The sequence below is a fragment of the Bacillus sp. FSL R9-9497 genome (genome assembly GCF_038005805.1).
Classification (GTDB): domain Bacteria; phylum Bacillota; class Bacilli; order Bacillales; family Bacillaceae_G; genus Bacillus_A; species Bacillus_A cereus.
This window is the reverse complement of record NZ_JBBOTY010000001.1, coordinates 977,000-1,000,266: the sequence shown is the minus strand read 5'-3', so window position 1 is coordinate 1,000,266 and position 23,267 is coordinate 977,000. Positions and strand designations below refer to the sequence as shown.

Genomic DNA, 23,267 nt, shown 5'->3' with positions numbered 1-23,267 from the left:
TAAAATCTATTTAAGGTCTAATTTTGCTAAATCATGTTGTAAAACATTGTTTCCTTCTTGTGGGTTAAATATGATTGCACTAAGACCAAAAACATTCGTAACAACATCTCTATCTTTCGGACGAATGATTCTTACTTCATAAGCAAAAAGTGCTGGAGGAAGAGCTGCTGAACGAAAAGTAACATATCGATTAGGTGGCAATGTTTGTGTTGAAGGGTCTATTAATGGTAACAATACCGGAGAACCTGATGACCAATCAAACATTTCAACTGTTACTCTACGAGTATCATCTGGATCAACATTCATAGCTTCAACAGTAAGAAATAACGTAGCGGAATGTCTACGTAATACACCCGTTGATAAAGTTTCATTGTGATGTTTATGACATCTTCCAGGAGGATGACCATAGCCATAGCTCATATCAATTCCCCCCTTTCATTTACAATTAAGGACAAGTATTCCTTATAATATATAATGCTAGTATTATTTTAATGAAAGGTATAAAAGCGGATTTCTACCTATTCGCTCTTAAAGAATAATATGGATTCTCCTGTTTTTCCTTTGAACTCCTGCTAAGAATAAATCTATTTTGAAAAGGACCTGCTCCATTTATTCGTAAAAAGCATAAAGTAAATGGAATCCGTTAAAACACATGAGTGAACCTTTGTTTTTCTCCTCCTATTTAAAGGAGGAACTGTTATGGGCTTTGGTGGTAGTTGTGGCGGCTGTGGCTTCGCTGGAGGATTTGCTTTATTAGTTGTATTATTTATTTTATTAATCATCGTTGGAGCTGCTTGCTTCTGCTAAAAACTATCGAAAGGACACTCACGTGAGTGTCCTTTCTTCATGAAAAAAGCTCTACGCAATGTGCAGAGGTTCAAGTGTAACGAATACTTTAAAAATGTAGTATTACATTCCCCCCTCCAAAATGAACTTCGGTGCTATAAATTTCGTTTAAGTGCAATCTTAATATTTTAGTTTAATAGCAATATGGTGAAACTTTATTCCAAACAATATTGCTATTGCACCAAAGTAAAACAAACTGGACAACCTAGATTTCAAAAGGAAGACACCTTAAAGGTTGTCTTTTCTTTATAAGTAAAAAAAGCCCGCCTATTTCCGTAGGCGGGCTTTATCTTTATTACACAATATGAAAGTATACTCTCTTTTTCTTTGAAATTTTATGTAATTATACATATTCATGAAAATAGAAGAAGTGAAATTGTACGTTTAGATACAGTTTGGCAACAAACTAACTGTTTTCTTGTGCATTAATAGACAACTACTGCAAGAGTTATAGTTTTTATGTTTTCATTTCCTTTTTGCATTTCTCTTTTAATTAGACGAATGCTTTTTGTAGTACATAATAAAAAATATCCAGAAAAACTGTCACAAAATCTGTTTTTCTGGTTTCTCTATAATACAGGTATCAAATTGAAAGTGAGGTTTAAACAAACATGTTAACCATAGAAAATGAAGAAAGTCATACTTCTGATATGACCTTTGAAGATTTATTTAAGCAGTACTATGCTTATCTGGATTGTTAAAGATCAATCTATCGCTGAAGAGTTAGCACAAGAAGTATTTTTACAATTATATCGTAGTGATTGGAAAGGAATTGAAAACATACCTGGATGGTTGATTAAATCTTCTACTTATGTAGCCTATAACCATTTTCGATCTGAAAAAAGGCAGCAAGCGAAGATTGATAAAGAAATACAATACCATGAAGTACAAAATGTTTCATCATTAGACGATGATTGGATAAGAAAAGAAGAAATTACAAAGGTCCAAACGATACTAAATAAAATGAATAATCGAGAACGAACCCTTTTACTAATGAAATTCTCTTGTTTTCAATATAAAGAAATTGCAGAAGTACTTCAAATTGAAATATCTTCTATTGGAACATTATTGGTCCGAGCCAAAATGAAATTTCGCAAGATTTATAAACAAATGGAGGAGGCATAACAAATGAAATGTTATGATATCGGGTTTATTCAAACATATATTGATGGAGAACTTTCTCATGATATAAGAAAGGAATTTACAAAACACCTAGATACATGTGAAGCATGCCAAGATTTATTAATAGAAATTAGTAAATTAAATCAATGGGAAAACGTAATGCTAGATGAAGAGTCTGCAAATTCACCACAAGAAATCAAAATTGATATAGAACAAGCATGGAAAACATTTGAAAGTCGTTCCAAGTCAGACAATGTTTCTAATATAAATTACAAAAAACAACAGAAGAAGGGACTCTTTACAAACATGAGTAAAAAATCAAAACGTTTCATTTATACAGCAGTAGCTGCAACAGCACTTTTCACAACAGCAATGATTCCACAAGTACGAGTGGCGGCTACAAATGTTGCCTCATATTTTTCTGATGCAATTACAAATGATAAAGTTGTAAATGAAGGAATACAAGATGAAAATGGTGTCACACAAGATATGATGAAGAATGGTAAATATATTCCTATTGATGAAAAAATTACAGATCAAGGTATTACTGTGCACCTCAAAGAATTATATATATCAGATTTACGTATATCAGTTCATTATAGAATGGAAAAATCTGATGGAAGTTTAGTACCCTTTGAATTTGATACATCAGGATTAGAGCTCGAAAATGATGGTAAAATTAATGGGCAACAAGAGGAAAACCCTGAGATCAAAAATGAAGGAAGACTATCATTTATCGATGATTCAGATGATTATCTTCCTTTTGAACTTATGGCAGCAGGTAAAAAATTAAATGATATAGGTATTCGTGATAATGATAGACCCGAAGGTGTTTCTACATTTGTTATAGTTAATGAAGGAAGAGACGATTTTAAACAGCCCCTTACTTTAGATGTAAATATAACTAGAATTGGAAAAGTAGTTGGATCTTGGAAAGGTCAATTTCAAATTGATACTTCACATTTGAAAAATAATACGAATTAACATGAAAAGAAGAATAGAACAATATGTATTTAATGCTCAGTTTATATGTTTTCTTGTTTTCATTACATTTATTTCTTATATAGTTTTTACTCTATCTTTTATTTATGATTTAAGTTTATAACCTTAAATCAATCATTTAAAACCATTACAAGAAAAAGATCTCTAAAAAAGTAGGGAAATACATAACCGATTTCTTAACATTTAAGGAATCGGTTATTTTGTATTTAAAATGCGTCTAGACGTACAATTTTCTTTTTTTGATATAGTGACCTCCAATACATCATTGTCCTTCTCTAATCTCATATCTATTTTAAGAAGAGTCATTTACAAATTCAAAAAAACCCTCAAAGCATCTACTTTAAGGGGATTTCTCCTATCATCTTCTCTCTTCATACAATCGATTTGCTTTATACGAGCAAACGAAAAACATACATGTCGCAACGGGGATAAATGTCAAAAAAAGTCCTCTCATTAATGCAAATGGCGTTTCAAATAAGAATGACCATAGAAATGATACACCTTGCTTATCCCATAATCCTGGCGTCAAGTATAGTTCTTTCGGATTTACAAAGGCTCCTAAATTCATTGTATTACTATACACAAATAAAAATAATATCGGCAAATAACAGATCGCTAATTCTAAAAATGTTTTAGATAGACGCTTATACTTCCCTGCTCGTGACATTGGATCTGAAAAAATGTCATCTTCACTTTCTTCATCTACCTTTTTAAAATATTGCGTACCTGACCACCGATTACCAGCTATATGCTCCCAGCCACTATCTTCAAATAATGTGCAGTAATTAATAAAATCACTTTTTCTACTAAATACTCTATGGTCTATTTTAATCGTCGCATCTTCCGGTTCTGTATATCTAAATGTATAACCAAATGTATTGCTTTCTAGTTGATAGCCTTTCCAAGCCATCTCCTCTAACCATTTTTCCTCTTTCTCAAAGTCTAAAAAGAATTTCAATCTCCACATCATCGTTTCCCCCTAACTATACGTGTAATAAACTTTTTGTAACCGCAATAATGTGCTGCATTCTCATAAAATCTAAATGCAATACTTCTTTCCCGCGTTCTGTAATGACATACACTTTTCTTCGTTTATCTTCACTTTTTACCGATTCTATTAACCCTTGTTTTAATAAATTTTCCACCGCACCATACAATGTACCCGCTGCGATTTTCACTTGATGATTACTCAGTTCCTCCACCTTTTGCATAATTAAATATCCATGAGCTGGCTCTAATAAAGCTAAAAGAACGTAATACGTTGTTTCCGTTAATGGTAAATTTTTATCTCTATTCATAAAGACCTCCAATGTAACGATAACTATATAGCTAAACTATATAGTTAAACTGTATAGTTTGATTTTATACAGTTAGACTGTATATGTCAAATGTAGGAATAACTTTATAACCCAAAACAAAAACGCTACCTTTTTAAAAGATAGCGTTTTTGTTTTACCCTTGCTTATTCTTCGCCTTCATTTGCTCATCAAGAGAGTTTTTTTCAGTTTCTAACACACTCATATCACTTTTCAACTTTTGCGTTTTTGCAAAATGTTCATCTACTAATTTATTATATTCTTTCTCAGAGTACATTTTTTCACTGGTTGATGTCGTTTTCTCTTTCGTAACAACTACATTAATAATTACAAATAAAGCTATAATTCCTATTAACGCAGCGAAAATCTTCTTTTTATTCATGATTAATCCTCCAAAATGTAAAATTTCAAAAATTATCATAACAGACCAATTCCCTTTTACCTGTCATATTTTGTCGAATTAATACAATAAAAAAAGCATCTAAAACAGATGCTTTTTCTCATTCTTAATACGTAAACGTAATCGTCACTAAAGAATACCCTTCTTTCGCATTGTACGGCTCTGCTTTATAAGAAACTCGGTTTGCCCCTTGCGGATAATCAATTTCGCCAATTACCTTTTTCACATCTTGTAGTGCACCATTCATTGATTGCTTGTATAACACTTCAATTTTCTCTGGTTTTGCACTATAGCGTTGCTGCATTTTATTTTTTAATTCAGTATAGTTATTTGCAATATATTCATTTCCTAGATAGTTTAACTTTGTATCTTTTAATATTTGCTGATATGCAGGCGTTTTCTTACTACCTGCCGCAATTTTATTTGTCAGTGTACTATAATAGTTTGTTGTCGCTTGCGGATAGTCTCCGCGGTTCCACTCATGATTTCTTGCGATTTGTTCATCTGATAAATTGAAATACGAATACGTTACGCGGCCCTGCTCATCTGGCACCGGATCATCGAATGTTGTATCAAGGTGATACCAATTGTTTTCGATTTTCACTAAATTCCAAGCATGAGGTTGTCCGTCCCCAGTTCCTGTCACGAAATGATTTTCAATTCCTGCTTCTTTTAATAATTGATAAGTTAATAGTGCGTAACCTTGACAAACCGCAGAACGATTTGCAAGTGCTTCATATGCTGTATAAGCTTTATAAGACGTATCATAAGAAACATGCTTTACTACGTAATCATGAATCGCCTTCACTTTTTCGTGATCATCCATTCCAACTTGAGTGATAGAAGAAACGATTGCTTTCGCTTGTTTCATGACATATTCCGTCTGTTCTTTCGTTTCACGATATGTAATCTTAAGCGTAAACGTATAATTTCCAGGTGATCCAGAAAGCCCATATGAAACATTCGATCTATTATTATTTGTATACTCATTTTTACTTGCCACTTCTTTATATGCGTTAAAAAGTGTATTCATCACTTCGTTTGTATTATTATTTTTCGTTTTATATGGCAGTGTAATATTTGTCTCGTATGTATTAATACGCTTTTGTACTTCCTCTTTAAACGCTTTTAATAATGCCGCATCCCCTGTATCTTTCACATCAGCATTTTTATACTTCAAAGTTTTATATAAAAACTGCGCATACTGTTCACGTGTTACTGTGCCATACGGTTCAAAATTCCCGTTCCCTGTGCCATCTGCGATTCCATTTGACTGCACCGCACTAATTGCATTTTCTGCCCAAAATGGATTTGGAACATCCTTAAAGGTATGTTTTTGTTTTGCCGCAAGATGGAAAGCATTCGTAAGAATTTGTGCCATTTCCGCACGATTCACAGAAGCTTTCGGTCTAAATTGGCCATTTTCATCACCTTTAAAAACTCCTAAATTCGTTAAAGTTAATACCTCTTCTGGGAACATTGTAGAACTTTGATTAATATCACCGTAAGGATTTTTAAACGTAGATCCATCCTTTAATACGTAACGAGTTCCATCATTACTAAACGAACCGCCTTGTTTATTCGGTACTAACACTCGATAAATTAAAGCTGCAACTTGCTCCCTTGTCGCAACATCTCCAAAACCAAATATCCCATTTCCATAACCGGAAATAATATTTTTACTCGCTAAATCTTTAATCGCAGGATATGACCAATGTGATGTCGGCACATCAGAAAAAACACCCACTTCAGCAGCTTTTACATCGCTGCCATTTGTATATAACAACGCACCACCAATAAGTGATAATGATGTAATTGATTTTAATAGTTTTGTATACATAATGTCTTCTCCCAATAAGCTCTCTATTTTTGTTGGTTTATGTCGAAAAATCTAAAAATATGACAAAATATATTATACAATTAAAAGTTTTTAAGGGATATATTAAATTTTAAAATATGCAAAAATTCATATTAATATATTTTTCCGTATTAATATTATGTTTTTGCTTGTGAATATATAAATAGAAAAGAAATACAACACACAAACAGCCCAAGTTCCTCATTGAAACTTGGGCTGTTTTTCGTTCTAGCGCAAACACCATAAGAGCATGTAAGTAGTACTGTTAAACTTATCCATACTCCCACTATTACTTTAACAAAGGTTTTCACTAGAATCTTATCTATTATTTAACTGACTCTACTTGTTTCTCTAATTCTCTTCCGAGGAATGTAGCAAGCTCAAGCATACCGAATTGATTCGCTATAGACTCTGCATCAGAATTATAATTAGTGTTTGTATTAATATCATACGTATAAATTGTTCCATCCGAACTGCGAATACATTCAATACCCGCAACGGTAATTTCATTTTTGGAGTAATACAAAACCTTAGGTTGGTTGGCATGTATGGTGAAGCCAAGTATAAGAAAAAGATAATTCCCCCTAAATTCAGGTTTAAAACTTCTTGTTTTCTGAAAATTCACAATCATAAACCTAGTTAAATTTACATTTCCTTACATGTAAATTATAACAAAAAGTACATAGATAACCAGACTTGAAATTAAGTTCTATTAAAATTAATATTTGGATATATAGTAAAAAAAAGTAATTGGAGGGAATACAATGAAAAAATTTATCAAATCTATACTTATGGCTTCAGTTTTATCATTAGGTATTACGTCATTAGCCCCTACGAAAGGATATGCTGATGAATATAATTACACTAATGAAGTAGAATTAACTTATGAAGAAGTTATGGCAAATATTGATCCAAATGAAGTTGAAGTTGTTCAAGATCATGTAATGTACCTAGCACCGGTAATTCCAGCGATTGTTTTGGCAATATTACGAATAGTACCTGCTGCTATAAGATTAGGCCAACAATCTGTAAATCTATCGAAATTTACAATTAAAACTGCTGGAAGATTAAAAGACCCTAAATCAGGTTGGATGATTGTTAGAGACCGAGGTAATAATCCTCACGGTGGAAGCTTTTACAAATTATTAAATAAAGCAGGGAAAAGAATAGAAACTTTAGATAAAAATGGAAAAATTATCAGAGATTAATTATTTTAGAAAAAGCAGGTAATCTGGAGGTTATCTGCTTTCTCTCTATTACCATGTTATATTATAGAAATATAAAATGAAACGAGGTGCAAATATGCTACTAAAAGATTATATGGATGAACATTTCCCTAAATTGGAGTTAAAACCGTCGTTGTTTTATACTTGGGAAATTGGAATTAGATTCGAGTTAGGTGTAAATTATGAAGTAAAACATGCCTATGCAAAAAGTCCATATTTACTAAAGGTATACGAAAGAGCAGTTAGTTTATTTAATACCTTGCATGCTCCTGAAGATGACATTATTATTGTATCTAATATAGATGATTTTGGAAATAAATCAGTTTTCAAACATAAACTAAAAGTATTTTCTCCTTATATTAAAACTAAAAAAGTTTTGTATAAATTAAATGAGATAACAGTCCCTTATCTTTTTCCGGAAGATGATGAAGAAGGTAAATATAAAACACATAGGTTTGTTCTTACATGTAAAGTATCTGATATTAAATATGCAACAATGATAAAAGCAATTTGTAATCAAGATATGGGAATAAAACCGAAGATTCTTCACGATGTCTTTTTTATAAATATCAAAAAAGGTACTATTTTTCATATTTACGATGATAGAGGCGCGGATTTGATAGCCGCTTCAATTGATTCTATCCAAGGTATTTATGAAAAATATAATAATTGGATTCTAGATTATGATAGAGAAAAAATAGACTGCGTTTTTAAATAAAATACCTTATTAGAGGTCACTATACATGCCCATGTTGTTGAGCTAATTGCTCCCACAACAAATACTAGCAATGATAGAAACAAGTAATATTTAATTTTCGTTTAGGGGTATCTTAAAATCTTAGCTTGACGGGCATGGGGTACTGTCACATCGCTATCAAGCTAATAAAAAGAAATGCCCCCTAAAATGAAAAATACGCTATTTTTTCTGTAGAATCATAGGAAAAGATGACATTTTTGTATGTCTATTTCTGTACCTGATGAATTACAACTATTTGCTCAAGAAGTAGCACATCGAAATCTGTATATTCTCTCCTCCTCCTCGGGCTATTGATAAAGAAAAGGCATTCTTATGAATGCCTTTTCTCTCTTATATATGCTCTTCTTAATTTAGTTTGTGATAAACCATTGGACATTTAATTATGAAAAAGTACCAATAACAAAAAAAGTTAAAAATAATGATACATATCTAAGATACATAAAACGTTTATCGTGTGTTTTAAAATATAACGTAATACACAGCAGTAAAAAAACTGCTGTAGACACCATGAACATTATTATTTTTAATTCCTCATTACTTAATACAGCTAAATTAGGCAGCGCTTTTTTTTAATACTGAATTCTTAATAATACCCATTATTCTTAAGTTGATAATATTACGTTTAATTAATATTTACTTTATATTACTACACCTTTTGAAAAAATTCTCTTTTCTTGATTAAATTCCATTTTTTACTTTAAAATACAGCAGAACCCACCCAATTCCCTACAATGTAACCAATATAAATAAGCAGAGCTCCTGTTAAGATATAAAAACAAGATTTAAAATACATACGCCTTTCAATCGCATCACCAATTTGATGAAACATGTTTGACATAAAGAAAACACCACCTTTTTATAATTATTAGAGTAGAACACACAGAGATATTATCAGAAAATAACTAATTAACACAACGCTTATTGGAATAATAATATATAAAATAATAACAGCGTTAACAAAAAAAATAAAATTTATGAAATGAATTACTTTAGAGTTAATATTTAGAGTTCAAAAGGTTTATTAGGCAAAAAACACTTTATATTACAACTAATTATTTCTATTTAATAAATCCCCCAACCTTTATGACAGCGCTTGAGCATACCTTTCTATAAAGTTGATTAATAATAGGGTTGAATCATATTGCTCAACGATCCATATTGTTTAACATAATAAAATAATATTCAGACGGATGCCCAATACATATTATTAGAGTTTAAATGGTTTCAATCGGAGGAAAGAACCTTTGAGTGCTTTTTTTATAGAGAATCAGTTTAAAAACTAAAAATAAAAGAACCTCAATAAATGAGGTTCAAAAAATCTACTATTTTAAATTACCTTCGTAAAAAGCAACTCCATTTTGAACATGTTTTAAATACCACGTAATCGTCCCGCCACAAACATTTTCATTAAAACTATTAGCATATACTCCATTTGAGTAATAAAGAGTTCTTTTGAATTTACCATTAGAATACTCATAAGGAATTGAGCATGTTGCTTGCTTCGGAGAGCTCACAGCTTTTTGTGTATCAGCTGAAGCTGCACCAATTCCTCCTGTTAATGCAATACCTGTTGCTAACGCTCCTACTACTAATTTCTTGAACATAATAAATCCCCCTTTAATAGTTTTTATAGATTACAACTTAAATGTATCACTTTTGTAATTTATGTAAATATCTTGAATATGTAGAAATATTTATTTAATTATTGGTAATATTGGGATTATATTTTATCAAATGGAAAATAGAGGAATTAGAAAAGCATGTGAAAATACAGATAGGTTTATATTAAATGAACGTGGTTCAAGTCGGCGAAAGACACCTTTTGGTGTCTTTTTTGTACATAAAAAATCTCACCATCTTATAGAAACGATAAGCCCTGTAAAACAATAATTGCAACTATATTAATTTTACATTACATTAAGGTTAGAGAATGTTCTTATTTTAATAAAGTGCTAAATAGTAGGTGGAAAAATGGAATTTAACGATTTGGGTATTACCATTAAAGAACTTAGAATCAAAAAAAATATATCACAATCCGAATTATGTCATGGAATATGTTCACAAAGTCAAATTAGCAAGATTGAAAAAGGTATGATTTATCCATCTAGTATATTGTTATATCAATTATCAGAAAGACTTGGTATTGATCCGAATAACATATTTGCACTAACTCAAAACAAAAGATTAAAATATGTAGAAAATGTAAAATACGTAATAAAAGATTGCTTAAAGCAAAAACAATATAAAGAACTTTATGAAATAGTAAAAAAAGAGAAAAACTTAAATAATTTTCAAACAAAAGATGAGAAACAATTTCTAATGTGGCATGAAGCAATTGCTGTATTTATGGTGGATAAATCAATAAAAACTGCTTTAGATTTTTTAAATAATGCATTAAAACTGACTTTAACTAATTCTGATTTTTTATCAGAAAGAGAAATAGATATTATGCAAACAATGGCTATATTTTATGCAGAAAATAAAGAATATGAAAAAAGTATTAATATATTCAAAAGATGTTTAACTAATTTTAATAAGTTAGATTTTCCTAGAGATAAAGAAATTAAATTAAAACTCATGTTAAATTTAGCAAAATGTTTCGACTTCACATATCAATATGAAGAGGCAATAAAGTACATTGATAAGGGTATCAAATTAGCAATTAATCTACATACTTTATACCTACTAGGTGAACTATTCTATTTAAAAGGTCAGTGTTTATTAAAAATGAAACAACATAATGTAGAAGATGTTATTTATAACTGGAAAAAAGCATTATTTATATTTGAACTAACAGAAAAAGAATATTATACAAAAGTGATACCAGATGAACTTATTGAATTACAAAATAAAAAACACTCATAATTTCATAAAAACTACTTACAAATCCTATAGAAAAAATCCTTATAGCTTTTAAACTTAGATCGATAATATTAAAATAATTTAAGCCGGCGGAAGGCACCTTTAGGTGTCTTTTCTTTATTTTTACAAGGACCTGCTCAATTAATTTTTAAAAACATAATAGGGAATATTGTTTTATTTATCTCATTTTCATTCATGCTATATATAAAATTCGTTAATAAACCCACCTCAAATACTAGTTCCTTTTATAAGCCGTTTTTTTGATGTAGATGACATTATTCTCAATACAATAGAATGAATTATTGGAACATACTTAGCGATATATATCAAAAAATAATATTAAGAAAACCCCTCCACCTTAAGGTAGAAGGGATCTTCTAATTTCTATTTCAAACTACCCAAAATTTCCGTAAAGGTACCCTAAGCGCATGTGTATCTGGATATCCTAAACTTCTTTCACCAACTACCACTCCTCTGCCGAACGATCTTTCACCGATAGATTGTATGCCGTGAAGTGCTACTTGTAACATTTCAATTTAGATATACGACAGTAAAGAATACATTATCACAGTGTCAGCAAGCAAAAGTGTATTCTGCATTTCTGAAAACAGTAGATGGCAGATTGTGACCTACTGAATCTGCTAAGAAAGAATATACAAGAACATCCTTAACATCCTCTTTATTTCCACTAATGATGACATCAAGGAAATCTTCTACTTGAAATTCTGGAGTAAACAACACAATCTTAGTTGTTCTGTTTGGTTCTAAAGAAACAAAAGTATGAGAGATTTCAACTAATTCATTTTGAGTTGGGAAAAAGGTGTTTCGACTTCTCTTAACAGTTACCGTTACATTACTAGTATGGCAGCGTGAATCATTGTTTAACATAATGTTGAGAGCAGTTGGAATAATCCCATTTTCAGAAACTGGAACTCGAAACACTCCAGTAGATTTATGAGCCATATAATCAGATCCTTCCAAAATAAAATATATTTACAATATATTAAATGCAAAAAACGTTCATTTTGATATGGACAAATTATGTAATTAATATATTTATAATAACCCTTGGTATTACTAAGCCAATGTTTTAAAAGATTAACAAATAATTACCTCTGCAAATTTAGAAAATATCTACACTTTTTACAAACATTATTACAATTAGATAAACTAAAGCAATATCTCATTAACAAAGGGACTCCATAATTGGAGTCCCTTTGTTAATGAGATATTAAAAATGATCAGCATGTGAATATTGTATAATTTCTTCCTTTTTTAGAGCATGTTGTGTATCACCTGTATTGTTACTAAATGATAATACTATCACTAATCCTAACGTCGCTAATACAAGCTTCTTCATTATTTTAACGCCCCTTTGCTTAGTAGTTTTTGTTTCGCTTCGTAACATACATCGAAATAATCACTAACTTTTTCATGCTTATTCAATTTGCGGAAGCGAACTGCTAATACTTCTGCATATTCTTCTACGAAACCCCATAAATCCTGCTTTTCGAAGTAAGAAATACCTTTTTTCACTTCTTCTTCTAAGAGTTCAATTGCTTCATCTTCATTAAGAGAACGTAAAATATTGAAATGATATACATACTCTTCATTTCCTAATTCTATACAAATTGCTAATCCTTTTTCAATAAGTTCTTTTGCAATAATTGTTTCTCTTAGCTTGTAGTGTTCACGTGCTTGTAAGAACAATGCTTTAAAATGGACAGGATTCTTCTCTGTCACTTCTGATAAATGACGAATCGCTAATATAGATAAGTTTTGAGTTGCATATAATAATCCTAAATTATGCCTTACTACTAAAATCAATTTTTCTACATTATGTTTTTGCAAAAGATCAATGGAACGATTCAAATGTTCTTCCGCTTTTTCAAATTGCTTTAAGAATATACAAGCTGTCCCTAGTGTGTTTTCACAAGAAGCAACTTTCACCTCATATCCAACATGCCTTTCAAAGATTTCTTTCGCTTTATTTGCGTATTCAATAGATATTAACATACTAGACATATGATGACTTAACACCGCATATTTTTGATAAAACTCTGCATGCTCTAGTTCGTCAGAAATATGTTCTAATAAACTCTCAGCTTCTTCATATTGCCTTCTGGCTTCATTATAGTTACTAAACATTAAAGCATGTTCTGCTTTAAAAGAATGATAGTAATAAGCTGTGAGTGTATCTGTCGATTCATCAATTGTATCAATTGCTTCAAAACTATCTTTTCGAATACTCACTCGATCAGTTAGCATTCTATATTTTAGGTCTAGTAAAGAATAATATAATAATAAATTTTGATTTTGATTTTCTTTTTCTTCTGCATGTTTAATCTGTTCAATTTTTTCATCTATTTCTTTCTTTAATTCCGTTGCTTTTATAATTTGTTGCGACAACATCATTTGATAAAAATCATTAAGTTGTTGCATAACTGCTTCATGCATTAATATATTTATGCTCATATCACTACGTCCTCCTCAACTACTTCTTTTTTTCTAAATATTACCATTATTCTGCATATTATATAATAGTTCAACCTGCAATTGTAAATCGATAAAAAACAACGGAATATTCCGAATAAAGAGAAGGGATTGGCTAACAAATGGTTACTGTACAAAAAATAAAAAACTTGTGATATTGCTTTTATCATATTTGATCTTATATATGGTTCTGTTACAAAGTTTGCTAAGTTAATATAAACTCTAGAAAAAATGAATAAAGATCACCACAGCTGAGCTATCTTTAATCCGTATAATAATATAAACATTCTATTAATTCATATTATTAATAAAGAAATACTTAAATATTCCATTTTTTCTAAAAGTGTATTATACTGTAAATTGCTGAGGGACATATTTTAGTATTTTCTGGTAACTATTCAATTTGTTAGGTTGTTATTAGTATTACGGTAACGAAAACCTGATATTTCCCCTTGAAGATAAAGCATTAGCAGCAATTACATCGAGATATCATAATAATAATTATTTTCTTAACAATATCACGGAATTTTAATTCAGAAAATTCAAACCATTAAGCAATATAAAGTGCTAAATAAAATATTTAGACAATTGAAGTCCAACAACGATTAGAAGATATATATATTAGAAAAGGAATTTTGGGAAATCTTATCCTATATAACTAATACATATAGCGTTGTATCTTTAAATCAATAAATTTTTCGATAAGCTAGTTAATAGATTATTGAATTTAATCTTTTAATAGAGTTAAAAAAATCAACTTTACATTCTAATTTAGAAATTATTAGGTGGTGTCAGTAGTGTTTGAGTATCTTTTAGTTAAAGCTTTATTTACTATTTTCTTAATTAGCCTAATCGTGTTAATCAGTGTAATATGGACTAAAATAGAAAAAATTCTGGACGAGACTGTATTTAAAAACGTTTCTGAAAAATCCAGATATGTAGTAACTATGGTAATTGTTATGGTGGGAGAATTTGTTCTCATAGTCATTACTTCATTAAATTGGAGAGCTTCAATTATTGACACACTCTTTTTTGGTAGTATTATTTTGTTCTGCTGTATATGGCTAATACCTTATTTTGTTAATCAACAACAAAACGTCGCTAAAGTTATGGATAAGCATTTTAGTGGAGGGGTAGATTTAGGTGAAATTCAAGTTCATCGTGCGAAACTTTCTGCATTTAATTTAGGAAGTATTGTATTTTCTATAGTGGGAATTATTATACCTATTTGTTATTATTTTAAATACTTTTTATAACGGTTTATTGGTTCTGTTGGAAATTTTTTAAAGATATAGTAATAGGTGAGATTACAGATATTTATGTAGAAACAACTTAGATGTATAAGACAATCCATGTGAGCGAAAACAGTAAAATACCCTATAAGGTCTCTTTTACTTGTATTAATTAAAAAAATGGTACTAATTTCCAAAACTTCCACCAGGACTTCTTTTTAGCTGCCCTCCCACCACTATGAGAGGTAAGTGAAGGAAACCGATACAGCTTGTGCGTATGCAGTGCATTTTGGCCTGGGTCACAGTCTTTTAACGTGGTCGAACTACAGGGGGAGTAAGCATATTCCCGATGGATCCATTTCTATACTTCCATTATCTAGGGAAATCCCCCAGTATCCAAGACTAAATTTTACCCATACATCATTTTTTGATGTAGCTCTTGAAGATAAAAACTATTTAATTTTCAAGGAACAGTTATTAACTTAAAACTTATTATACGAGGAGGGTGTATCATGAAAAAAATATGCTTTGTATTAATTGTCGACGCTGGTATAAATTATGGTTCAATATTTTCTCTACCATTTTTAAGGAATCAGGATGATTTGAAGGAATATTTCTCTAAGTATTATGATGTTTCAATTAATTATATTAGGGATAAAAACTCAGTTGACTATTTGGTAGTTCCCAAACCGTGTCCAGCTTTTGATAATGAAAATAATCTTCCAATAATTGAAGTACCAGCAATCTTATTTATGGAAAAGAATTTTGAAAAAATAAAGACTTATATAGATAATTATTTTTCCAATAACTCATAAAGAAAATAAAAGTACAATAAAAAGAAGTCCGATAAAAAACGAGTGGTGTAGAATATTTCTATTAATCATTCGTTTTTTATTATATTTACATATATTTTTTAAAAGAGGATTATAGACGTTCTGAAAAAAATTAATTATAACAAGAACAGTGTTCGTGCTACTATCTACGGTTATTTTTTGTACTAAGTACCCCTTTAACTAACAAGACAACAAAAAATAATTAACATATTAAAGTGAATAATGTTACTATTTTTCAAACCTAATTTAGAAGACACCGGAATTCTTTCGGCTTCATATTCCTTCATCAGCTCAAAATCAGCCTGATTATTAACATCTAACTTTCGTAAATCGTACTTTTTGTCTATTTGACGTATCATATTTGAAACCTTCAGGCTGAAGCTACTTTCTTGCACCTTTCCAAAACCAAATTTAGGATAAAATTCTAACACCGTATCATTCGCGAATAAGTATATAAAATCATAATCCTTCTCGTATTTTTTAATGATATGATTCATTAATTTAGTCGCTAAACCTTGATGTCTATAATCCGGATGTGTCATCACTGTACCCAATTGAATTACTTTATATTCCTTACCGTTAGAGATTACATTCATTTTATTAATAGATGTATTTGCGATGACTTTATCTCCATCCACATAAGAATAGCAAATATAGTTATCATTCCAACAACCCCTGTCATACCATCCTTTAAAATCCAATTCAAATACATGTTTTGCAAGGTCATTAAAGCTTTCCTTATATTTTTCATTTTGCTTGTAGTCACTAATTAATTGATATTCATTCATGATAAATCCTCCATTTTTTATTATATTTTCCTAAAAAGAGTGTATATTTCTTACAACAATCTACTACTAAGTTTTCGTTAATCACCGCCTTATAATAGGTGTAACGGCATAGAAACATGCTTCCGGAATCAAAAAACGACAAAAAAAGACCACAAGAAGAAACATCTTCTCATGGTCAAATTTCTGTCTATTATAAATACACCTATCTCGAAAGAATAAATATCGTGAAATAACATGAAATTTTTTGATAAGATATAATGTCTTCTAACCGCTACTAGTAAAAGGGTATAACAAATAAAATCAAGGAATTATCCTTAATTTGACCTTTTACAGTATAAAATTCGTTTGAATTTTAATTAGCGATTAATAAGCTTCATCATATACAATCAAAACCTCTTTTCAATATAATTTCTTACTAAGAATATCTCCTTTGAAAACCGTTGTAAATGAAGACATAACAAAAAACGAGATTTATGTCCTTCTGTATCACCAAAATCGGTCGTTTTTGGTGATACAAAAAGACACATACTATTATTCTCGAAAACTACAGAAAAATCCCTCCACCTTAAGGCAGAGGGACTTTCCAATTACTATTTCAAACTACCCGCAATCTCCGTAAAGATAACTCCAAGTGCATGTGCACCTGCATCTGGATATCCTAAGCTTCTTTCACCAACTGTACCAGCGCGGCCCATGCGAGCTACGATTTCTTTCGTATACTCTGCTCCTTTGACCGCTGCTTCTGCTCCTTTTTCGAAGGCAGTTTTCATGTCTTCCTCGTTTGAAGCGCTAGCTAACCAAGAGTCTACACATGGAGCAAGTGCGTCAACAAGTGTTTTGTCACCAACTACTGCTCCTCTACCGAATGATCTTTCACCGATAGATTGGATGCCTTGCAGTGCTGCTTGCAGTATTTCAGCGAATTCTTTCACTGTTAACTCGCGCTTCTCGCCTGCTGCTTTACTAGCTGCGCGGAATGCTCCGCCCCAAATTGGACCTGATGCGCCGCCGCAATGTTCCATAATAATCATCGAACAACCGTCAAGGAATGATCCGATCGTTACGTTTTCTTGATCTACAATAGAATGCCACTCACGTTTTAATTGCTTAAATCCTTTTGCTACACTCATTCCGAAGTCGCCGTCGCCAGCATGCGTATCTAGCTCACAGAACGGTACTTCATTTTTAATAATAATGTCGCTCATTTTATCAACGAGATACACCATGTTGTTTAATGTGATAACATTATCTTTTATAACAGCGTGCTCTTCTGCCGTTTCTAGTTCAAAAGAAACTTCCTTCTCTTCTGCCTCTTCCAGTACATTTACATACTCTACACTTTCAACTGGTCCATCTACTTTAAACGCTGGTGTATTACATTCTTTTGATAGTAATGTTTTTAGCTCTTCATCTAACTTCATTACCGTTAAAGACATACCAGCCATATCAATACTTGTCATATAGTTACCGACGAATACTCTATTAATTTTAATGTTTCTTGCAGCTAGTTCTCTCGTAACGGCGTTGTTAAATAAGTAAAGTTCTTGCAGTGGTGTTCCGCCAAAACCGTTAACTAGAAGTGCGATTTCCTCGCCATCTTTTACTCCTAAATCTTTTACAAGATCATTTGTCATACGGTTCGCTAGTTCATCTGCTGACAACATTTTTTCACGTTTAATTCCTGGCTCGCCGTGAATACCTACGCCGTATTCCATTTCATCTTCCGCAAGTGTGAAAGTAGGTGATCCGCTCGCTGGAACTGTACAAGACGTTAACGCTAAACCAATTGTGCGCACGTTAGCAGCGGCTTTTTCCGCTACAGCTTTTACCGCTCCTAAATCCATACCTGCTTCCGCTGCTGCGCCGGCAATTTTATGAACTAAAATAACTCCTGCAACGCCGCGGCGTCCTACTGTATACAGACTATCTTCTACCGCAATATCATCGTCCACTTTTACGTAGTCGACTTCAATTCCATCTTCCGTCGCTAAATGCGCACCGTTTTTGAAATTCATAATATCGCCGCTATAATTTTTAATAATTAATAACGTACCTTTTTTACTAGCTGTTTCTTTAATTGCTTGATATACCTGAATTTGTGAAGGTGACGCAAACACATCTCCGCACACCGCCGCATCTAACATTCCTTTTCCGACTAATCCTGCATGTGCCGGCTCATGGCCACTACCGCCGCCACTAATTAACGTTACTTTGTTTTCGTTCATTTCTTTCTTCTTAATAACTTTATATTTTTTCAAAAGTTCAAGCTCTGGGTGAGCCATAACCATTCCGTTACACATTTCCATTACTAATGTTTCTGGTTTGTTTATAATCTTTTTCATTGTGATTATCCCTCAATTCCTTTAATATATTGTGATATATTTGAAATCTTCTTCTTACTATCCATGTTAAAATGAAAGCGTTTTATAGTAAACGGACAAAATGGACAATCTGTCTAAAGACACCGCTCTCATTTATGGATAGGATTTTTATATTACTAACATTCTAGGGATGATTCAGATGACCTCTTCTATAATTTCTAAAAAAATAATCGCGAACTCATTGAAATATTTAATGGAAACAGAGTCGTTTCATAAAATATCAGTGAGCGATATTATGTTACACTGTCAAATGCGTAGGCAAACTTTTTATTATCATTTTAAAGATAAATTTGAACTATTAAGCTGGATTTATAGAGAAGAAACGAAGGAAAACATTATCGACTTTCTCGATTATGAAACATGGGAAAACATTTTCGATTTATTATTTGATTACTTTTATGAAAATCAAAAATTTTACCGAAATGCTTTTAAAGTCATTGAGCAAAACTCGTTTAATCACTATTTATTTGAGCATACGAAAAACTTATATATGAAGATTATTGATGAACTATCTGTAAGCTGTGGATTCAGCCTTTCTAATGAGACAAAAAATACGATCGCCTCCTTTTATAGTCACGGCTTCGTTGGAACAATAAAAGATTGGATTGAAAGCAAGTGCGAAGTAGATCCTTCCATTATGTCTTCTCTCATAAAAAATATGATAAACAATCAATTACTACTATTACTTGAGCAATCAGCAAAGTAATTAAAGGGTGGCAAAAGCAATGAAAAAGATTATGAATGATGTACAAAATATCGTTCAAGATATGCTGCATGGCTTTTATTTTGAACATAACGACAAAGTAAATTACGACGAAACAAATAACATCATTTATGTAAAAGATATCGAAAAACTAAAGCAAAACGTCGCGATTATAAGCGGCGGTGGTAGCGGACATGAACCCGCTGATATTGGCTATGTAGGAATAGGTATGCTTACAGCGGCAGTAAACGGCAGCATTTTCACTCCGCCTACAGTGGAACAAATTGTAGCGGCTACTCGCCTCATGCCAAAAGATAAAAGTATTTTATTTATCATTAAAAACTTTAAAGATGACGTTGAGAACTTTCTAGCGGCTGAGCAGATCGCTAAAGAAGAAGGAAGAAAAATTGACCACATCATCGTAAATGACGACGTTTCAATTGAAGATGATGCTTCTTTTAATAAAAGAAGACGCGGCGTCGCTGGTACTGTTTTCGTTCAAAAAATACTTGGTGCAGCCGCTCTTGAAGGCCATTCTCTAGAAGAACTAACAACACTTGGCCGTTCTATCACTGAAAACTTACACACATTAGGAGTTGCCCTTTCCCCTGCCAACGATCCAGTAAAAGGAAAAGCTTCATTCACATTAAATGACGATGAAGTGTTTTATGGCGTCGGCATCCATGGCGAAAAAGGTTACCGTAAAGAAGCACTATCCTCTTCTGAAATATTAGCGATCGAACTAATGAACAAACTAAAAAGCATTTATCGCTGGAGAAAAGAAGACAACTTCGCTATCCTCATTAATGGACTCGGCGCAACTCCATTAATGGAACAATACATTTTCGCAAACGACATTCGCCGTTTGTGTGAACTTGAAGGTTTACAAGTGACATTCGTAAAGGTTGGTACGCTGTTAACTTCTTTAGATATGAAGGGTGTTTCGCTTAGTTTGCTTAAGGTAGAGGATTTGGATTGGGTGAAGTGGTTGAAGGTGGATGTTAGAGTGGGTAATTGGTAAGTAAAAATTATGATGATAAAAGCCTTTAACTATAACAAGTTAAAGGCTTTTTACAAATTGAAATATCGCACGAGCGTTCAAAAGAAATTCGTAATCACCTCACTGAAGGATGACAGGTCTTCCAAATAAAGCTGGATAATAAATTAACATCGCCCCTACAAATGAACATACTAGACAAAAAACAGCCTCGTATTTTATGACTACAGAAGTGTTCGTATCAAGCTTTTTTCCCTCTCTTTTCAATATCATTTTAAATAAAGCTCTATATAATACATACCCAACAATCGCTCCGAGGGTATTCGTAAATAAATCATCAATATCCGTAATTCTATTATTTAATAATTGATTTAACTCAATTGCCAATGAAAAAAGGAATCCCGCGCATACGGTGTTTTTCATTTTTCTAAACTGCGGCCAAATAGTCGGTAATAAAAAGCCGAACGGCATAAACAGTACAATATTTAAAAGATACGTCGTACTACCTGCCGTATCAAATAGAGTCAAGTTGATTTGACTTACACGAATCCACGTTTCATATCTACTTATATCCCATACAGTCGCGATTTGCGTCACCTTATACACTAACGAAAGATAGAACAGAAAAATATATACCCATAGAAAATGCCGAATAGATATGTTTCTTTTCGCTTTAAAATAAAATCCAATTTGAAACAAAATACAAAAAATTATAGTGAAAAAATACGTATACAAATAACTAATCAAAACTCCTGTATGCATGTGGAATCCCCTAACTTTACATTTTCATCTATTATTTTAGAATATAGTTTAAGAACCAGTACTTTGTTCATATATTTAATCTTCTACTTTGTCTTCGAATATAGGGGATATACTAAAAATAAAAAATCCCCACTCCTTCATTTTCAGTCTCCTCCTTGATGTAACTTGTTTATAGGATAGGAAAAACTTTTAAAATAAAAAGTGGGGTAAATATAAAATTTTTCTTAAATTTTATGTTAGTTTTTATTATTACTCTTATTAGGAATCCGCTATTCGTTGTTAGGTAACGCCATGCTTACACCTATAAAAGTATTGAATTACTGAAGAATTCTGTCCTCAATATAACAGCAGATTCACATCAAAAATGTAAATCCTCATTTCCTTCGTATTTTCCTTTATTAAGTCTTTTTCTTATAAATAATTCTGCCACAATTAAATTAGGTACCCATGCTAACCAAGCAATAATAGCGTAACTAAGTTCAAACCGCTCTATTCCAAATAGAACTATAAACAAGGGTAGCCAAATTCTTAATGTAACTGCTCCAAAGGTTAAAGAATAATTTCTAATCATCCAGTTCCGATGCTCTTTAATTTTTTTATTCTTAACTCTATGTAACGCTTGATATGCTGATGTTAGCCAAAATACAGATAACAAACCAAAGCCTAGCTTCGCTACCAATCCTCCCGTAGCATAAAAGGATAGGTATAGTCCAGAAACGCCTCCTAATAATATACCAACCATGTAGATTCTCCCAACTATTCGATGACGGTTGATATTCCTCTCTCTAAATTTAGTGGATAATGTGAAAGGACCAATTACTAATGCTACTATACTAGTCGTAATATGTATAAATAACATACTATACCAGAAATCACTTAATTTAGATCCAAACATAAGCTTCGCTTTTACAAGCCCTGTTTGAAATCCATCCATAATAGAATATTGGACAACAATATAACCAGATACTAAAAGAGCAAAAAAAGTGAATACAAACCAAATTTTTCTGTTCAAATTTTACTGCCTCCCCATTACATTCACGAAAATTAGATTATATATTACTGTTCATTCTCGGGAAAAATAGAAAAGCCTTCTAGCGAAATGAAGTGACCTCCGAAAAAGGGACATTTAATAGATTAAGATTTCCAAAAATAATGAATATATATGTTATATTGTTAGACGTACTGAAAAAGCTAAACAGTACAGCAATGGGGATTTTTCTAATGGATATGTTACAACAAGTAATAGATAAATTTAAAATGAGTAAACTCTTAAGTATATCATTCTATACTTGAGAGTTTACTCATCTATCCCTTCTCATCCCTCATACTGTAATACCCCAAATTAATAATAATCAAGAAATACCCACCCATAATTCCAGCTGCAAATGTCCACATGAATTCATGATGTTCAATTTCATACATAATAATCGCGCCGAGTATTGCGGCTGCGAACCGATTTATCATTCCGAGCATCGGTGCTTTTTCTTTTTTTACAATGCTATCTCCGAACTTTTCAATACGCCTTCCTAAAATCCAGGCGCAGTACATACTCACCAAAAGGCCAATGCTTATCCCGACAAACTGGGCTCGAAAAGGTGTCACGAGCCATCCCAATAACATTACGCCTAGCAAACAATACATTTGTATGTTGAATGATCTTAATGCCATACGAATCATGTTATTCTCCTT

23 protein-coding genes and 5 pseudogenes are annotated in these 23,267 nt (G+C 31.7%); 11 read left to right on the top strand and 17 right to left on the bottom strand.

Features of this window, described 5'->3' with window-relative positions; all coding sequences use genetic code 11:
• Nucleotides 1-6: 6 nt before the first annotated feature.
• Entirely contained in the window at nucleotides 7-420 is a 414-nt protein-coding gene (locus MKY21_RS05215; protein ID WP_000120203.1) for a hypothetical protein, read from the bottom strand.
• Nucleotides 421-699: 279 nt separating this feature from the next.
• Here MKY21_RS05215 and MKY21_RS05210 point away from each other — a divergent pair, with 279 nt between their 5' ends.
• The 3 genes and pseudogenes from MKY21_RS05210 (at nucleotide 700) to MKY21_RS05200 (ending at nucleotide 2,952) form a co-directional block, all read left to right on the top strand.
• Nucleotides 700-807, top strand: a complete 108-nt coding sequence (locus MKY21_RS05210; protein ID WP_000505670.1) for a YjcZ family sporulation protein — start codon at nucleotides 700-702, stop codon at nucleotides 805-807.
• 650 nt (nucleotides 808-1,457) lie between these two features.
• A pseudogene (locus MKY21_RS05205) lies at nucleotides 1,458-1,971 on the top strand (RNA polymerase sigma factor SigX).
• A gap of 3 nt (nucleotides 1,972-1,974) precedes the next feature.
• Nucleotides 1,975-2,952: a DUF4179 domain-containing protein gene (locus MKY21_RS05200; protein ID WP_341075661.1), complete on the top strand. Its 978-nt coding sequence runs from the start codon at nucleotides 1,975-1,977 to the stop codon at nucleotides 2,950-2,952.
• A 376-nt stretch (nucleotides 2,953-3,328) separates the two neighbouring features.
• Here the strand turns inward: MKY21_RS05200 and MKY21_RS05195 are convergent, their stop codons facing one another.
• The 5 genes and pseudogenes from MKY21_RS05195 to MKY21_RS05175 form a co-directional block, all read right to left on the bottom strand.
• Nucleotides 3,329-3,940 carry a DUF2812 domain-containing protein gene (locus MKY21_RS05195; RefSeq protein ID WP_001999228.1) on the bottom strand — a complete coding sequence of 204 codons (612 nt, stop codon included), beginning with the start codon at nucleotides 3,938-3,940 and terminating at the stop codon, nucleotides 3,329-3,331.
• 13 nt (nucleotides 3,941-3,953) lie between these two features.
• Nucleotides 3,954-4,268, bottom strand: a complete 315-nt coding sequence (locus MKY21_RS05190) for a PadR family transcriptional regulator (RefSeq protein ID WP_001078063.1) — start codon at nucleotides 4,266-4,268, stop codon at nucleotides 3,954-3,956.
• A gap of 175 nt (nucleotides 4,269-4,443) precedes the next feature.
• Nucleotides 4,444-4,668: pseudogene (locus MKY21_RS05185) on the bottom strand (hypothetical protein); the annotation flags it as partial.
• Nucleotides 4,669-4,792: 124 nt separating this feature from the next.
• A complete protein-coding gene (locus tag MKY21_RS05180; protein ID WP_044796026.1) occupies nucleotides 4,793-6,526 on the bottom strand; it encodes an S-layer homology domain-containing protein in 1,734 nt (577 codons plus the stop codon).
• A 343-nt stretch (nucleotides 6,527-6,869) separates the two neighbouring features.
• Nucleotides 6,870-7,067: pseudogene (locus tag MKY21_RS05175) on the bottom strand (alpha-L-glutamate ligase); the annotation flags it as partial.
• 241 nt (nucleotides 7,068-7,308) lie between these two features.
• Here MKY21_RS05175 and MKY21_RS05170 point away from each other — a divergent pair.
• Nucleotides 7,309-7,752, top strand: a complete 444-nt coding sequence (locus tag MKY21_RS05170) for a hypothetical protein (RefSeq protein ID WP_341075655.1) — start codon at nucleotides 7,309-7,311, stop codon at nucleotides 7,750-7,752.
• A gap of 94 nt (nucleotides 7,753-7,846) precedes the next feature.
• Entirely contained in the window at nucleotides 7,847-8,488 is a 642-nt protein-coding gene (locus tag MKY21_RS05165; RefSeq protein WP_341075653.1) for a DUF3885 domain-containing protein, read from the top strand.
• Nucleotides 8,489-9,224: 736 nt separating this feature from the next.
• On the opposite strand, the gene MKY21_RS05160 is transcribed toward MKY21_RS05165, so the two are convergent.
• The gene (locus MKY21_RS05160; protein ID WP_341075651.1) at nucleotides 9,225-9,365 is read right to left on the bottom strand and encodes a hypothetical protein; all 141 of its coding nucleotides are present in this window, start codon (nucleotides 9,363-9,365) and stop codon (nucleotides 9,225-9,227) included.
• Between the two features lie 484 nt (nucleotides 9,366-9,849).
• Nucleotides 9,850-10,131: an LCI fold-containing protein gene (locus tag MKY21_RS05155; protein ID WP_000473814.1), complete on the bottom strand. Its 282-nt coding sequence runs from the start codon at nucleotides 10,129-10,131 to the stop codon at nucleotides 9,850-9,852.
• A gap of 367 nt (nucleotides 10,132-10,498) precedes the next feature.
• On the opposite strand from MKY21_RS05155, the gene MKY21_RS05150 reads away from it, so the two are divergent.
• Nucleotides 10,499-11,392: a helix-turn-helix domain-containing protein gene (locus tag MKY21_RS05150; RefSeq protein ID WP_000395470.1), complete on the top strand. Its 894-nt coding sequence runs from the start codon at nucleotides 10,499-10,501 to the stop codon at nucleotides 11,390-11,392.
• Nucleotides 11,393-11,835: 443 nt separating this feature from the next.
• Here MKY21_RS05150 and MKY21_RS31140 read toward each other — a convergent pair.
• The 4 genes and pseudogenes from MKY21_RS31140 to MKY21_RS05135 all read right to left on the bottom strand — a co-directional run.
• Nucleotides 11,836-11,922 (bottom strand): annotated as a pseudogene (locus tag MKY21_RS31140) (dihydroxyacetone kinase, ATP-dependent); the annotation flags it as partial.
• Between the two features lie 40 nt (nucleotides 11,923-11,962).
• Nucleotides 11,963-12,352, bottom strand: coding sequence for a hypothetical protein (locus MKY21_RS05145; protein WP_341075647.1), 390 nt, complete (start codon nucleotides 12,350-12,352; stop codon nucleotides 11,963-11,965).
• A 268-nt stretch (nucleotides 12,353-12,620) separates the two neighbouring features.
• The gene (locus MKY21_RS05140) at nucleotides 12,621-12,749 is read right to left on the bottom strand and encodes a hypothetical protein (protein ID WP_000737558.1); all 129 of its coding nucleotides are present in this window, start codon (nucleotides 12,747-12,749) and stop codon (nucleotides 12,621-12,623) included.
• Nucleotides 12,749-13,864, bottom strand: coding sequence for a response regulator aspartate phosphatase (locus MKY21_RS05135; RefSeq protein ID WP_341075645.1), 1,116 nt, complete (start codon nucleotides 13,862-13,864; stop codon nucleotides 12,749-12,751). The genes MKY21_RS05140 and MKY21_RS05135 overlap by 1 nt, the downstream gene beginning before the upstream one ends.
• Nucleotides 13,865-14,469: 605 nt before the next feature.
• Between MKY21_RS05135 and MKY21_RS31135 the strand changes: the two are divergent.
• From MKY21_RS31135 to MKY21_RS05125, 3 genes and pseudogenes are all read left to right on the top strand, one after another.
• Nucleotides 14,470-14,575: pseudogene (locus MKY21_RS31135) on the top strand (BtrH N-terminal domain-containing protein); the annotation flags it as partial.
• Between the two features lie 104 nt (nucleotides 14,576-14,679).
• Nucleotides 14,680-15,138: a hypothetical protein gene (locus MKY21_RS05130; RefSeq protein ID WP_000464473.1), complete on the top strand. Its 459-nt coding sequence runs from the start codon at nucleotides 14,680-14,682 to the stop codon at nucleotides 15,136-15,138.
• A gap of 488 nt (nucleotides 15,139-15,626) precedes the next feature.
• Nucleotides 15,627-15,929 carry a hypothetical protein gene (locus tag MKY21_RS05125; protein WP_000717611.1) on the top strand — a complete coding sequence of 101 codons (303 nt, stop codon included), beginning with the start codon at nucleotides 15,627-15,629 and terminating at the stop codon, nucleotides 15,927-15,929.
• Nucleotides 15,930-16,123: 194 nt separating this feature from the next.
• Here the strand turns inward: MKY21_RS05125 and MKY21_RS05120 are convergent, their stop codons facing one another.
• Together MKY21_RS05120 and dhaK are read right to left on the bottom strand one after the other, a co-directional pair.
• Nucleotides 16,124-16,735: a GNAT family N-acetyltransferase gene (locus MKY21_RS05120; protein WP_016117343.1), complete on the bottom strand. Its 612-nt coding sequence runs from the start codon at nucleotides 16,733-16,735 to the stop codon at nucleotides 16,124-16,126.
• Nucleotides 16,736-17,325: 590 nt separating this feature from the next.
• On the bottom strand, nucleotides 17,326-19,077 hold the full coding sequence (dhaK, locus tag MKY21_RS05115) for a dihydroxyacetone kinase subunit DhaK (RefSeq protein WP_341075642.1): 1,752 nt from the start codon (nucleotides 19,075-19,077) through the stop codon (nucleotides 17,326-17,328).
• 178 nt (nucleotides 19,078-19,255) lie between these two features.
• Here dhaK and dhaS point away from each other — a divergent pair, with 178 nt between their 5' ends.
• Nucleotides 19,256-19,822, top strand: a complete 567-nt coding sequence (gene dhaS / locus MKY21_RS05110; protein WP_000204225.1) for a dihydroxyacetone kinase transcriptional activator DhaS — start codon at nucleotides 19,256-19,258, stop codon at nucleotides 19,820-19,822.
• A 19-nt stretch (nucleotides 19,823-19,841) separates the two neighbouring features.
• Complete coding sequence (gene dhaQ / locus MKY21_RS05105) at nucleotides 19,842-20,840, top strand: DhaKLM operon coactivator DhaQ (protein ID WP_061664678.1); 999 nt, start codon at nucleotides 19,842-19,844, stop codon at nucleotides 20,838-20,840.
• Nucleotides 20,841-20,939: 99 nt separating this feature from the next.
• Here dhaQ and MKY21_RS05100 read toward each other — a convergent pair whose 3' ends face one another.
• The 3 genes from MKY21_RS05100 to MKY21_RS05090 form a co-directional block, all read right to left on the bottom strand.
• Complete coding sequence (locus MKY21_RS05100; protein WP_341075639.1) at nucleotides 20,940-21,578, bottom strand: VanZ family protein; 639 nt, start codon at nucleotides 21,576-21,578, stop codon at nucleotides 20,940-20,942.
• 358 nt (nucleotides 21,579-21,936) lie between these two features.
• Nucleotides 21,937-22,590: a DUF2306 domain-containing protein gene (locus tag MKY21_RS05095; protein ID WP_001080296.1), complete on the bottom strand. Its 654-nt coding sequence runs from the start codon at nucleotides 22,588-22,590 to the stop codon at nucleotides 21,937-21,939.
• A 293-nt stretch (nucleotides 22,591-22,883) separates the two neighbouring features.
• Complete coding sequence (locus MKY21_RS05090; protein ID WP_000620602.1) at nucleotides 22,884-23,255, bottom strand: ATP synthase subunit I; 372 nt, start codon at nucleotides 23,253-23,255, stop codon at nucleotides 22,884-22,886.
• Nucleotides 23,256-23,267: the final 12 nt, after the last annotated feature.